Origin of the sequence: Brevundimonas denitrificans (genome assembly GCF_030160755.1) — a bacterium.
In the GTDB taxonomy this organism is placed as follows: Bacteria; Pseudomonadota; Alphaproteobacteria; order Caulobacterales; family Caulobacteraceae; genus Brevundimonas; species Brevundimonas denitrificans.
This window is the reverse complement of the sequence record NZ_BSOY01000074.1, coordinates 1-12,398: the sequence shown is the minus strand read 5'-3', so window position 1 is coordinate 12,398 and position 12,398 is coordinate 1. Positions and strand designations below refer to the sequence as shown.

The 12,398-nt window shown below is 69.5% G+C and carries 13 protein-coding genes and 1 pseudogene; 9 read left to right on the top strand and 5 right to left on the bottom strand.

The window, feature by feature from the left end; genetic code table 11:
* Nucleotides 1-210 precede the first annotated feature (210 nt).
* The 3 genes from QQJ79_RS13210 (at nt 211) to QQJ79_RS13200 (ending at nt 1,861) form a co-directional block, all read left to right on the top strand.
* Nucleotides 211-411: a DUF2093 domain-containing protein gene (locus QQJ79_RS13210; RefSeq protein ID WP_284223386.1), complete on the top strand. Its 201-nt coding sequence runs from the start codon at nt 211-213 to the stop codon at nt 409-411.
* Nucleotides 408-1,238 (top strand): M23 family metallopeptidase, encoded by an 831-nt coding sequence (locus tag QQJ79_RS13205; protein ID WP_284223385.1) that lies wholly within the window; start codon nt 408-410, stop codon nt 1,236-1,238. Before QQJ79_RS13210 ends, QQJ79_RS13205 begins: the two co-directional genes overlap by 4 nt.
* A gap of 110 nt (nt 1,239-1,348) precedes the next feature.
* Nucleotides 1,349-1,861, top strand: a complete 513-nt coding sequence (locus tag QQJ79_RS13200) for a response regulator (protein WP_284223384.1) — start codon at nt 1,349-1,351, stop codon at nt 1,859-1,861.
* Here the strand turns inward: QQJ79_RS13200 and QQJ79_RS13195 are convergent.
* Both QQJ79_RS13195 and QQJ79_RS13190 read right to left on the bottom strand, forming a co-directional pair.
* Entirely contained in the window at nt 1,831-2,739 is a 909-nt protein-coding gene (locus tag QQJ79_RS13195; RefSeq protein ID WP_284223383.1) for a lysophospholipid acyltransferase family protein, read from the bottom strand. The genes QQJ79_RS13200 and QQJ79_RS13195 overlap by 31 nt on opposite strands.
* A 13-nt stretch (nt 2,740-2,752) precedes the next feature.
* The gene (locus tag QQJ79_RS13190) at nt 2,753-3,523 is read right to left on the bottom strand and encodes an SDR family NAD(P)-dependent oxidoreductase (protein WP_284223382.1); all 771 of its coding nucleotides are present in this window, start codon (nt 3,521-3,523) and stop codon (nt 2,753-2,755) included.
* A 108-nt stretch (nt 3,524-3,631) separates the two neighbouring features.
* Between QQJ79_RS13190 and tipF the strand changes: the two genes are divergently transcribed.
* Both tipF and QQJ79_RS13180 read left to right on the top strand, forming a co-directional pair.
* Complete coding sequence (gene tipF, locus QQJ79_RS13185; RefSeq protein ID WP_284223381.1) at nt 3,632-4,900, top strand: flagella assembly cyclic-di-GMP phosphodiesterase TipF; 1,269 nt, start codon at nt 3,632-3,634, stop codon at nt 4,898-4,900.
* A 124-nt stretch (nt 4,901-5,024) separates the two neighbouring features.
* Nucleotides 5,025-5,291: a PilZ domain-containing protein gene (locus QQJ79_RS13180; protein WP_284223380.1), complete on the top strand. Its 267-nt coding sequence runs from the start codon at nt 5,025-5,027 to the stop codon at nt 5,289-5,291.
* Nucleotides 5,292-5,295: 4 nt separating this feature from the next.
* On the opposite strand, the gene QQJ79_RS13175 is transcribed toward QQJ79_RS13180, so the two are convergent.
* On the bottom strand, nt 5,296-5,643 hold the full coding sequence (locus tag QQJ79_RS13175) for a glycine zipper 2TM domain-containing protein (protein ID WP_284223379.1): 348 nt from the start codon (nt 5,641-5,643) through the stop codon (nt 5,296-5,298).
* Between the two features lie 283 nt (nt 5,644-5,926).
* On the opposite strand from QQJ79_RS13175, the gene QQJ79_RS13170 reads away from it, so the two are divergent.
* The 3 genes from QQJ79_RS13170 to QQJ79_RS13160 all read left to right on the top strand — a co-directional run bounded on the left by QQJ79_RS13170 (nt 5,927) and on the right by QQJ79_RS13160 (nt 8,272).
* Nucleotides 5,927-6,796 carry a TIGR01459 family HAD-type hydrolase gene (locus QQJ79_RS13170; RefSeq protein ID WP_284223378.1) on the top strand — a complete coding sequence of 290 codons (870 nt, stop codon included), beginning with the start codon at nt 5,927-5,929 and terminating at the stop codon, nt 6,794-6,796.
* 83 nt (nt 6,797-6,879) lie between these two features.
* Complete coding sequence (locus tag QQJ79_RS13165) at nt 6,880-7,341, top strand: MaoC family dehydratase (RefSeq protein WP_431307601.1); 462 nt, start codon at nt 6,880-6,882, stop codon at nt 7,339-7,341.
* 1 nt (nt 7,342) lies between these two features.
* A complete protein-coding gene (locus QQJ79_RS13160; protein ID WP_284223377.1) occupies nt 7,343-8,272 on the top strand; it encodes a bifunctional riboflavin kinase/FAD synthetase in 930 nt (309 codons plus the stop codon).
* On the opposite strand, the gene QQJ79_RS13155 is transcribed toward QQJ79_RS13160, so the two are convergent.
* On the bottom strand, nt 8,265-8,801 hold the full coding sequence (locus QQJ79_RS13155; RefSeq protein ID WP_284223376.1) for a DUF3828 domain-containing protein: 537 nt from the start codon (nt 8,799-8,801) through the stop codon (nt 8,265-8,267). The two genes, QQJ79_RS13160 and QQJ79_RS13155, sit on opposite strands and share 8 nt — an antisense overlap.
* Nucleotides 8,802-9,100: 299 nt before the next feature.
* Here QQJ79_RS13155 and ileS point away from each other — a divergent pair, with 299 nt between their 5' ends.
* Complete coding sequence (gene ileS / locus QQJ79_RS13150) at nt 9,101-12,016, top strand: isoleucine--tRNA ligase (RefSeq protein WP_284223375.1); 2,916 nt, start codon at nt 9,101-9,103, stop codon at nt 12,014-12,016.
* A gap of 48 nt (nt 12,017-12,064) precedes the next feature.
* On the opposite strand, the pseudogene QQJ79_RS13145 reads toward ileS, so the two are convergent.
* Nucleotides 12,065-12,398: pseudogene (locus QQJ79_RS13145) on the bottom strand (M56 family metallopeptidase); the annotation flags it as partial.

Genomic DNA, 12,398 nt, shown 5'->3' with positions numbered 1-12,398 from the left:
CGCCGCCGCCCTTCACGACGGTCAGGCGGTCCGGCTCGTCTTCGCCGATGGATCGCGCGGCGCGCGGATCGACGGGGGCGAGGCCCCGCCGCCGCTGCAGAAGGCGCCGGCTGCCCCGCCTCGCGCCAGGGTCCCGCCGCCCGGCCAGGGCGATCTGTTCTGAACGCGAAAGCCGTAGCGCCCCGTCCAAGGCCACGCTAGCCTGCGTCCATGTCCAGGACCCAGACGGCCAAGGCGACCCTCCACTATGGCGACGGCGAATACGCCGTGCTCAAGCCGGGCCGCTTCGTCACCTGCGCGGTCAGCGGCAAGTCCATCCCGCTGGAGACGCTGCGCTACTGGTCGGTCAGTCTTCAGGAGGCCTATGCCGGTCCCGACGAAGCCTTCCAGCGACTGGGCCAGGTCGCGTGATCCTGAACCGCCGGGGTGTCGTTCTGGGCTCCGGCGCCCTGATCGCCGCCGGTGCGGCGCACGCGCGGGATGACGAGGGTCTGAGCCTCACCGGCCGTTTCGTCCAGGGCGGCCATGCCCTGGGCCGGACCTGGCCCCGCGCCCTGGTCTTCATCGACGGAGAATCCCTCACCGCCGCCTCGGCCGACGGCTGGTTCATCATCGGCTTCGACCGCGACGCGGCCGGCAGCGTCCAGATCGAGGCCCGGCTCGACGGCCGCACCGCCCGCCGCACCCTCGACATCGCCCGCGGCCAGTTTCCCAGCACCAGCGTCAACGGCCTGCCGCCTTCCACCGTCGAGCCCTCCGACCCCGAACTGCTGGCCCGCATCCAGCAGGAGATCGTGCTCAAGACCGAGGGGTTCGCCAGCCGCATCGACGCCGACCATTTCCGCGACGGCTTCGACTGGCCGCTGGAGGGCTTCCGCGTCACCAGCCGCTGGGGCAGCCAGCGGGTCCTCAACGGCACGCCGGCGCGGCCCCACTACGGCATCGATCTGGCGGCGCCGCAGGGGACGGTGATCCGCGCGCCGGCCGCCGGCCGTGTCGCGCTGGCCCAGCCCGGGCTGCATTTCGAGGGCGGGCTGATCCTGATCGACCACGGCCAGGGGTTGATCACCGCCTACCTCCACCAGTCCCGGCTCGATGTCGCGGCGGGCCAGGATTTGAGGCGCGGCGACCCGATCGGGCGCGTCGGCATGACCGGCCGGGCCACGGGTCCGCACCTGTGCTGGCGCATGAAGTGGCGCGACCGCAACCTCGATCCGTCGCTGCTGGTGAAAACCTGAAAGTGCGTAACCGGTTACCCCTCTGACTGAACAATGATCGGTCATGGACGGATAGCGATTCGCTCCGTAAATTGACCGCTCTCCCGCCGATTCCGGCACGGCCCCGACTCATGTCCTCTCTCCAGGCACTCCAGGTTCTGCTGGTCGACGACAACCAGCACATGCGGGCGATTACGTCCGCCGTGTTGCAGTCGGCCGGCGTGCGCAAGGTGCGTGAGGCCGCCGACGGCGCCGCCGGGCTCGAAATGCTGCGCGAGCAGGCGATCGACCTGGCCATCGTCGACTTCAACATGTTTCCGCTGGACGGGGTGGAGTTCACCCGCCTGGTCCGCAACAGCCCGGACAGCGTCAATCCCTATCTGCCGATCATCATGATGACCGGACATTCGGAGAAGAGCCGCGTCTATGAGGCGCGCGACGCCGGGGTGACGGAGTTCGTGGTCAAGCCGATCACTGCCAAGGCCATCCTCGACCGCATCCAGGCGGTGATCTTCAAGCCGCGCCCGTTCGTGAAGACCGAGGGCTATTTCGGCCCCGACCGGCGTCGGTCCACCGCGTCGAACTACAAGGGGCCGCTGCGCCGCGCCTCGGATCAGGCCAAGGGCGACTCCAGCGCGGCATAGACCCGGTCGGGCCACCGCTTGTGGACCCAGAACCAGTCGACCGGACTCTCGCGCACCCGATCCTCGATGAAGCGGGTGATCGCCTGCACGCCGCGCACGATGTCGGCCTGGCGGTCGCCGGTCGGCGTCAGCTCAATGGGGTCATAGACGGTCAGCCGGAACCGCACCCCCGGCAGCCGCACCACCGACATCGGCTGCAGCACCGTTCCGAAGCGCAGCGCCAGCCGGCTGGGTCCGGGCGCGGCGTTGACCGGCTGGCCGAAGAAGGTCACCTCCGGCCCCTCCGAGAATTTCTGGTCGTTCATCAGGGCCACGGACTCGCCGCGCGCCATGCCCGCCAGCAGCTCCCGCGCCCCGTCCCCGCCCTTGGGCGCGAACAGCTTCACCCCGTACCGCGCCCGCGCCGCGATGATCTGGGCGTCGACATAGGGGTTGTTGGCCGCACGATAGGTGATCTGGCACGGCACGCCCGAGCCGGTGATGGTCGCCGCCAGGGTCTCGATATTGGCGAAATGGCCGCCCACGAAGACCACCGGTTTTCCGCTGTCCCGAATGGCGTGCAGCCGCTCAAGCCCGACCACCTCGATCCGGCCCTGTTTGACCAGAATGTCCATCACCGCCGTCTCGGCGAAGGCCCGGCCCGTCTGCTCCCACTGCGCCAGGGCCAGCGCCTCGCGCTCGGCCTGGGGCATGTCGGGAAAGGCGATGCGCAGGTTCCGCATCACCGTGCGCTGGGTGCCCGTCCTCGGACCCAGCGTCCGCAGCAGCCAGCCGCCCAGGGCCGACGCCCGCTCCACGCCGAGCAGCCGCATCAGGCCGATGAATCCCGCGAAGGCCGCAGCCTCCAGCCGCCAGATCAGATCCTGGCGGAAGCTCACCCGTTTGGGCTCGTCACCAGGCAATGGTGATCCCGCCGTCCACCACCAGCGTCTGGCCGGTCATGTAGCTGGAGGCCGGCGCGGCCAGATAGACCGCCGCCCCCGCGATCTCATCCGGCTGGCCGATGCGCTTCAGCGGCGCCGGATCCGTGACCTGCTTCAGCAGCTCCGGGTTCTCCCACAGATATTTGGCGAAGTCGGTCTGCACCAGGCCGGGCGCGATACAGTTGACCCGCACGTTCGACGGCCCCCACTCGACCGCCAGATTGCGGGCCAGCTGCATGTCCGCCGCCTTGGAGATGTTGTAGGCGCCGATCAGCGCATTGCCCCGCAGCCCGCCGATCGACGAGACGATGATCACCGATCCGTCACGCCGCTCAAGCATCTGCGGCGCGACCATCTGGATCAGCCAGTGGTTGGACACCACGTTGTTCTGCAGGATCTTGCTGAACTGCTCGTCATTGATCCCCGCCATCGGCCCCGCATAGGGGTTGGTCGCCGCGTTGCAGACCAGAATGTCGATCTTGCCGAAGGCGGCGTTGGTCTCGTCCACCAGCCGTTGCAGGTCTTCCTTCGAGGCGATGTTGGCCGGAATGGCGATGGCCCGGCCCTCGCCGTATTTGGCGTTGATCGCCGAAGCGACCTCGTCGCACGGCCCCGGCTTGCGCGAACTGATCACCACCCGGGCGCCGTGCTCGGCCATCCGCTCGGCGATGGCCTTGCCGATCCCCCTGGAGGAGCCGGTGATGATCGCGACCTTGCCGCTCAGATCGAACAATTCCATCGTTAACCTCGAAGAGTGGGGAGAATTCGTGCGGGAAGCCTAGGCGATTTGCCGTGATACCCCGATACTCAAGCGATTCCATCCAGGAAGACGGACCATCCGTTTCCAATGCGCGCACTCACCCAGGGCTTTCTGTTCTTCGGCTACCTCTTCCTGGCCCTGACGGTCGGCGCCTTCGTGTGGCGCGCGGGTCTCGGCGCCGGCGCGGGCGCCGCGGGCGCTATCGCCACCATGGGCCTGATGGTCGCAGTCCACGTCGGCATCACCGGCCGCGCCGACAAGATCGCGCTGCGCAACGAGATTGAGCAGGTCCGCGAGGCCCACCGTCTGCTGGCCGACGCCATGGAGTCGACCCAGGGCGCCCTGACCGAACTGGCCCAGGCCATCGAGTCCGGCGCGGTGACCTCCAACGAAGCCCTGTCGGGCGAGGTCCGCATGCTGGAGACCCTGATCCAGCAGATGAGCGAGACCCTCGAACATCGCGCGGCCCAGCCGGAGCCGACCAATCCCTATGAGGCCCGCCACCGCGAACAATCCAATGTCCTGCTGGCCACCATCCACGAGGCCCTGGCCGAGAACCGCGTCGATCTCTACCTCCAGCCCGTCGTCTCCCTGCCCCAGCGCCGGACCATCTTCTACGAAAGCTTCACCCGCCTGCGCGCCTCCGACGACCGCATCATGATGCCGGCCGAATACCTGTCGGTCGCCGAGGGCGAGGGCCTGGTCCCGGCCATCGACAACCTGCTGCTGTTCCGCTGCGCCCAGATCGTCCGCCGCCTGGCCCGTCAGGACCGCAAGGTCGGCGTCTTCTGCAACGTCGCCCTGTCCTCGCTCGGCGACGAGACCTTCTTCCCCCAGTTCCTCGACTTCCTCAGCGAGAACCGCGACCTCAACCAGGCCCTGATCTTCGAACTCGGCCAGGCCAATTTCGACGCCCGCGGCGCGGTCGAGGCCCGCAACATGGCCAAGCTGGCCGACCTCGGCTTCCGCTTCTCGATCGACAAGGTCCAGACCCTCGACCTCGACTTCGCCGACCTGCAGCGGTCCGACGTCAAGTTCATGAAGGTGGCGGCCGATCTCCTGATCGAACAGCTGCTCGACCTCGACGGCGCCTCGGCTCTGCCCAGTCTGCGCGACATCTCCGCCGCCGACTTCGCCGGCCTGACCCGCCGCTACGGCATCGAGCTGATCGCCGAGAAATGCGAGAGCGAGCGCCAGATCGTCGACATCCTCGAACTCGACATCTCCATGGGCCAGGGCCACCTCTTCGGCGAACCCCGCGCCATCAAGGAAGCGGTGCTGGCCGAGACCGACCCGCCCGCCGACTTCATCCGCTCGACCCTGCGCAGCGCGGATCAGAGGCGGCGGTTCGGGTAGGGAGAGGGAACGCTGGCGATCGTTGTGATACATCGCCCACCGACGCCTTCCTTAGCCTTCGAGGGGAGAAGGTAACCCACCTCTTAACCCCTCCCCCGACCGTCTCCCTTACACTGCCAAGGTCATGACCGCCCCCGACGCCCCCACTGCCGACGCTCGCCGGCGCCCGCGGCCCCGCGTGGCCATGCGCGGCCAGATTCTGCACGGCATGCATCGGGAGTGCGCCGACGTCGTGATCCGCAACCTCACCGACGGCGGCGCCAAGGTCAGGCTGACCGCCGCCACCGGTGTTCAGATCACGGGTCCGCTGACCCTGCGGATCGCCTCGGTCGATCGCCCCTGCGTCGTGGCCTGGCAGTCCGGGGACGAAGTCGGCCTCCGCTTCGAGTGAACGCCTACCAGCGCCGCCCGTCTTCCCGCCAATAGACCCGCTCGCGGCCGTAGCGGTAATCGCGGTTGTAGCCGCCGAAGCCGTAGCCGCAGGGATCCTCCTCCTCGGACAGCTCGCGGCCGATCAGGGCCCCGGCGATGGCGCCGATGGCGGCCCCCTCCTCGCGGTTGTCGCGGCCGGCCACCGCCGCCCCGACCGCCGCGCCCAGCGCCGCGCCGGCGCCCGTCGCAAACTCCCGGTTCCGCGCGTAGTCCCGCTCGCAGGCCGAGGCGTAGTCGTCGCGCATCGTCGCGCACCCCGTCAGCACCAGCCCGCAGGCCGCCACCGTGGTCATTGTCAGAATCGAACGCATGCCGTCTCTCCCTCTGGCCCCGCAGGTCGAACGCCGGGCGGACGGGGGTGTTCCTCTCCTGCTGTCGTCATTCCGCGCGAAGAGATGCGCAGCGGCGATGGGTCCCGCGCTGTCGTTCTCCCTCCCCTTCATGGGGAGGGACGGCGAGCCCGGGTGGGGAACGCCAGTCCCGCACGGACCGCGCCCGGCTTCACACCTCCCCACCCGGTCGCTTCGCGACCCCCCGCCCATGAAGGGGAGGGAGACGCTTCACCGCCCCCCTCCGAAAGGCTATCAGCCCTGAATGACCCTCCCCCACGCCCTTTCCGGCCTGTCCGACATCGCCGCCGACTATGACCTGCTGCTCTGCGACGTCTGGGGTGTGATCCACAACGGCCGCGAAAGCTGGCCCGGGGCCTGCGAGGCCCTCAGCCGGTTCAACCGTGACCATGGGCACGTCATCCTGATCTCCAACTCGCCGCGGCCAGCGCCCGGCGTGGTCGTCCAGCTCGACGCCCTGGATGTGCCGCGGGACTCCTGGCGCGCCGTCGTCACCTCGGGCGACGCCACCCGGCACGAACTGGCGCAACGCGCGCCCGGTCCCGCCTGGATCATCGGCCCCGACCGCGACTGGCCCCTCTATGACGGCCTCGGCCTGGAGATCGCCGACGGCGCCGCCGACGCCGTCTTCATCTCCGTCACCGGCCCGGTCGATGACGAGACCGAGACGCCCGAGGACTATCGCGAACGCCTGTCCGCCGGTGCCGCCCGCGGACTCGAACTGATCTGCGCCAATCCCGACCGGGTGGTCCAGCGCGGCGACCGGCTGATCTATTGCGGCGGCGCCCTCGCCGACCTGTACGAAAGCCTCGGCGGCCGGGTCACCATGGCCGGCAAACCCTTCGACCCCATCTACGGCCTGGCCCTGGCCGAGGGCGAGCGGCTGCTCGGCCGCCCGGTCGATCGCTCCCGCGTGCTGTGTATCGGCGACGGCGTGGTCACCGACGTTCTGGGCGCCAATCGTCAGGCGCTCGACTGTCTCTTCATCGCCCAGGGCATCCACGGCGACGCCGCGCGCGGCCCCCACGGCCGCCTCGATCCGGCCCGCGCCGCCGACCTCCTCAAGGCCGAGACAACGTACGCCCGCTACGCCGCGCTCGATCTGGCGTGGTGACCACGGCCATTGTTGCTTCAGGTCGCTTCGGCCTGAATCCAAAAAATGGCCCGCTCAAAGGCAAATCGCGCTAAGGCCGGGCCATGACCGAAATTGTCACGAAACACCCCTCCGGCGGCTACATCCTCGAGGAACTCCACGTCGGCATGACGGCGGAGACGCAAATCCTCGTCACGGAACAGCGCATCCAGCAGTTCGCCGAGGCCTCGGACGACTTCAACCCGGTCCATATGGACGAGGCCTTCGCCTCGAAAACCGCCTATCGCGGCCGCATCGCCCACGGCCTGCTGACGGCCTCTTTCGGCTCGGCCGTCGTCGGCACCATCCTGCCCGGCGCCGGGGCCATCTATCTGTCCCAGACCCTGGGCTTCCACATGCCGGTGCGGATCGGCGAAACCGTTCTGGTCCGCGTCAGCGTCAAATCCGTCGATCCGGAAAGCGCCCGCGTCGAACTGGACTGCGAGGGCTTCGTCGACGGCAAGCGGGTCATGGACGGGGTCGCCCTGGTCCGCGTTCCCCGCCGCCGGCGCCCCGCGAAGGACTGACTTGGTCGAGATCGTCTCCGACTGGCGCGACCTGCCCGAGCGGCAGCGCGGCGCGGCCGTCGCCATCGGCGCCTTCGACGGCGTCCATCGCGGCCATCAGGCGGTCATCGCCCAGGCCCGCGCCGCCGCCGACCGCCTCGGCGCGCCCCTGGCCGTGGTCAGTTTCGATCCCCACCCCCGCCGCTGGTTCCAGCCGGACGCCGCCCCCTTCCGCCTGATGACCCGCGCCCAGATGGCGCGCGCCCTGGCCCCGCTCGGCGTCGACCGGCTCTATCTCCTGCCCTTCGACGCCGGCATGGCCGCCATGACCGACGAGACCTTCGCCCGCGAGGTTCTGCGCGACGGACTCGGGATCGCCCATGCCGCCGTCGGCTTCGACTTCACCTATGGCAAGGGCCGCACCGGCTCCGCCGAGGGCCTGCGCCGCGAGGGCGAGACGCTGGGCTTCGGCGTCACCGTCGTCGACCGCGTCGACGATCCGGACGGGCTGAAACTCTCCTCTTCCGGGGTCCGCGAGGCGCTCAAGGCCGGCGATATGCCGCGCGCCGCCGCCATCCTGGGCCGTCCCTTCGCCATCGAGGGCGAGGTCATCCACGGCGACAAGCGCGGCCGCACCATCGGCGTCCCGACCGCCAATGTCCGCATGGGCGACTATATGCGGCCCGCCTTCGGCATCTACGCCACCCGCACCCGCCTACCCGACGGCCGCCTCGTCGACGGCGTCGCCAGCCTGGGCGTGCGGCCCATGTACGCCCTCGACGAACCCCTGCTCGAAGTCTGGCTGTTCGACTTCGACGAGGACCTCTACGGCCGGACGGTCGAGACCGATCTGGTCGCCTTCCTGCGCGGCGAGATGAATTTCGAAAGCCTGGTCGCCCTCAAGGTCCAGATCGACGCCGACGCTGCGGCGGCGCGGGCGGCGCTCAGCTGATGGCGGCCATCAGCTGCTCGGTCAGCGCCGGCCGGCCCGGAACCAGGACGTCCGAGACCTTCCACATCGGCCCTTCCTTGACCAGTTTCAGCGTCTGCCGCTTCGTCTCGCCCATATTGGTGAACACCACCGCCGCCTCGGCCGCCTGCGGCCCTGACTGGGTCACCGTCACGGAATCGAGCGTAAAGCCCCCGCTATCCTGACAGTCGCAGATCGGATCATAGTTCAGCGTCGGAACCTCGCCCGCCGCCTTGGCGAAGTCCGCGCCGATCATGGCGTTCAGCATCCGGTCGTAGATCGGGTCCTGTCCCGCCGCCGGCGCCTCGCCCATGCTCGCGCCCGGCGTGGCGTGGACGGCGTAAAGGGCCCGCACGAATGCCTCGGGCCCGACCCGCGCCGCCTCATGGATGGCGGGGCGTCCCGGCGGCAGGGCGGCCGGCGCATCGGCCGGTTCGACGACCTCGTCCCCTGACGGGGAACAGGCGGCCAGCGCGGCGAAGGCGGAGATGGCGATCAGGGACAGGCGCATGGGAACCTCCGGTCTGGCGCCGACTATCCCGGCCCGGCCCGGCGCTGGCAAGCCTCAGTCGCGCCCCCGCCAACCCGTCGATCCTGTCGGCGCGGGGTGGCGTCCGGCCCTCCCCGTCTGCTAGACCGTTCGCACCATGACCGTCCGCGTGTTTCGCCCGATTTCGATTAGCCGCCCGGCGTAGCGCCGCAGGGCTGTCGCCTCGCGCACGTCGGGACCCCGCTCAAGCAGCGCCGCCGAGCGGCGAGCGATAGCGGAGCGAAATCCACGCGAACGTTCAACACACGAAACGAGACTTCATGGCTGACGCCTCCGACACCCCTTCCGGCCGCGACTATCGCGAGACGGTCTTCCTGCCCGAGACGCCCTTCCCCATGCGCGGCGGCCTGCCGCAGAAGGAACCGGCGATCATCGAGGCCTGGGGCGACCTCTATTCCGACCTGCGCAAACAGCGTCAGGCCGAGAGCGCGCCCCTCTACGTCCTGCATGACGGCCCGCCCTACGCCAACGGCGACATCCACATCGGCCATGCGCTGAACAAGACGCTGAAGGACTTCGTCGTCCGCAGCCGCTTCCTGCTCGGAAACGATGTCGACTACGTCCCCGGCTGGGACTGCCACGGCCTGCCGATCGAGTGGAAGATCGAGGAACGCTACCGCGCCCAGGGCAAGCGCAAGGACGAGGTCTCCAAGGCCGAGTTCCGCCAGGCCTGCCGCGAATACGCCGCCGGCTGGATCGACGTGCAGCGCGACCAGTTCAAGCGGCTGGGCGTGCTCGGCGACTGGGACCACCGCTACGCGACCATGGACTTCACCACCGAAGCCGCCATCGTCGCGGAATTCCACAAGTTCAAGAACTCCGGCCAGCTCTATCGCGGCTCCAAGCCCGTCATGTGGTCGCCGGTCGAGCGCACCGCCCTGGCCGACGCCGAGATCGAATACCACGACCACGTCAGCCCGACCGTCTGGGTCAAATTCCCTGTCACGGGTGCGACCGATGACCATCCCGACGAACTGCTGGCCTTCCGCCACGCGACGCCCTCGGTCGTGATCTGGACCACCACGCCCTGGACCATCCCGGCCAACCGCGCCATCAGCTACGGCCCCGAGATCGCCTATGGCCTCTATGAGGTCACGGCCATGGAGACCGGGCTGGAGTTCGAGCCCTGGGCCAAACCGGGCGACCGGCTGATCGTCGCCGACAAACTGGCCGAAGAGGTCTTCAAGGTCGCGAAGATCGCGACCTGGACCCGGGTCGACGACCTCAACCCCTCGGGCCTGGAATGCGCCCATCCGCTGGCCGAGCTGTCGGCAGGCTACGGCTTCTCCGTGCCCCTGCTGGCCGGCGACCATGTCACCGACGACGCCGGCACGGGCTTCGTCCACACCGCTCCCGGCCACGGCGCCGACGACTTCGAGGTCTGGAAGGCTCACGGCCATCACGAGGTGCCGGACACCGTCGATCCCGACGGCGCCTACTATGACCACGTCCCCCTGTTCGCCGGCCTCAAGGTGCTGGAGACCGAAGGCAAGAAGACCGGCAAATTCGGTCCCGCCAACCCCGCCGTGATCGACAAGCTGATCGAGGCCGGCGCCCTGCTGGCCCGGGGCCGGATGGAGCATTCCTACCCCCACAGCTGGCGTTCCAAGGCGCCGATCATTTTCCGCAACACGCCGCAGTGGTTCATCCGCATGGATGCGCCGCTCGATGACGACGGGACCCTGCGCGAGCGGGCGCTCGAGGCCATCGACAGGACCGCCTTCCACCCCGAGGCCGGGCGCAACCGCATCCGCTCCATGGTCGAGGGCCGGCCCGACTGGCTGATCAGCCGTCAGCGCGCCTGGGGCACGCCGCTGGCCATGTTCGTCGACAAACAGACCGGCCAGCCCCTGATCGACAGCGAAGTCGACGCCCGGATCACCGCCGCGGTGGCCGAAGGCGGCGCCGACGCCTGGTTCACCCGCCCCGACGCCGACTTCCTCGGCGCCCATGACCCGGCCCGCTACGAGAAGATCGAGGACATCCTCGACGTCTGGTTCGACAGCGGCTGCACCCACGCCTTCACCCTGGAGGCGCGCGATCCGGCGCATGGCTACACCGGCGACCGCCCGTCGCACTGGCCCGCCGACCTGTATCTCGAGGGCTCGGACCAGCACCGCGGCTGGTTCCAGTCCAACCTGCTCGAAGGCGCCGGCACCCGCGGCCGCGCCCCCTATGACGCCGTCCTGACCCACGGCTTCACCCAGGACGAGAACGGGGAGAAGATGTCCAAGTCGCGGGGCAACACCACCGACCCCGCCGTCGTCATCAAGGAATCCGGCGCCGACATCCTGCGCCTCTGGGTCGCCCTGGTGGACTACGCCGAGGACCAGCGGATCGGGAAGCAGATCCTGCAGACCACGGTCGACGCCTATCGCAAGCTGCGCAACACCGTCCGCTACCTGCTCGGCGCCCTGGTCGGCTTCGACGAGGCGGAGCGCCTGCCGCTCGACCAGATGCCGCCGCTGGAGACCTTCATCCTGCACCGGCTGTGGGAGCTCGATCGCGACGTCCGCAAGGCCTACGCCGAATACCGCTTCCAGGACGTCGTCCGCCCGGTGCTGGAGTTCTGCTCCAACGACCTGTCGGCCCTCTATTTCGACATCCGCAAGGACAGCCTCTACTGCGACCGCCCCGACGCGATCCGCCGCCGCGCGGCCCGCACCGTCATGCATGAGGTCTTCATGCGCCTGACCGCCTGGCTCGCGCCGTTGACGCCCTTCACCATGGAAGAGGCCTGGGGCACGCGCTATCCGGACGGCGGCTCCAACTGCGCCCGGGTGATCCCGGAGACGCCGGCTGAGTGGCGGAATGTGGCGGAGGCTGCGCGGTGGGCAGGCGTCCAGACGGTTCTGGAAGTCGTCAATGAGTCGCTGGAAGCCGCCCGCCGCGAGAAGGCCATCGGCGGCGCGCTCGACGCCTGGCCCGTGGTGACGGGCCCGGCCTCAGCCTTCGTCTCTTTCGAAGGTCTCGACGCCGCCGAGGTGTTCCGCACGTCGGGCGCCGAACTGATCGTCGGCGGCGAAGCGGTGACTGTTGAAGTCCGCCTCGCGGATCATCCCAAATGCGCCCGCTCCTGGCGGCGCGTGCCGGATGTCGGCTCCGACCCCGACTATCCCGAGCTCAGCGCCCGCGACGCGGACGCCGTGCGCTGGTGGGACGCCCAACACAGCTGACGGCCCGCCCGCTCCGGCGACCCCGGAACGGGCGGACACGCCGCTCAATCAGGACGGCTGGCGGGCGGCGCGTTCGCGCAGCTCGACGGCCCGGCGCTCCAGCTGGTCGGCCTGGTTGGCGAGACGCGGCGACAGGGCCTGCAGTTCAGCGTCGGTGACGGTGTCACCCCGTTCCCGCGCCCGCTCGATCTGCGTCGCGCGATACGCCGGATCACGCAGGCGCGCCGACTCCTCGCGCATATGCTGCGCCCCGGCGACCATCTGCTCGGCGCCCTGGGCCATATGCACCCGCGCATTGGCCATCTCGCGGGCGGCATGCGCGCGAGCGACGCCGGCCTGGGCGCGCGCCTCGGCGGCCGCAGCCATTGCGGCTCTCGCCCGA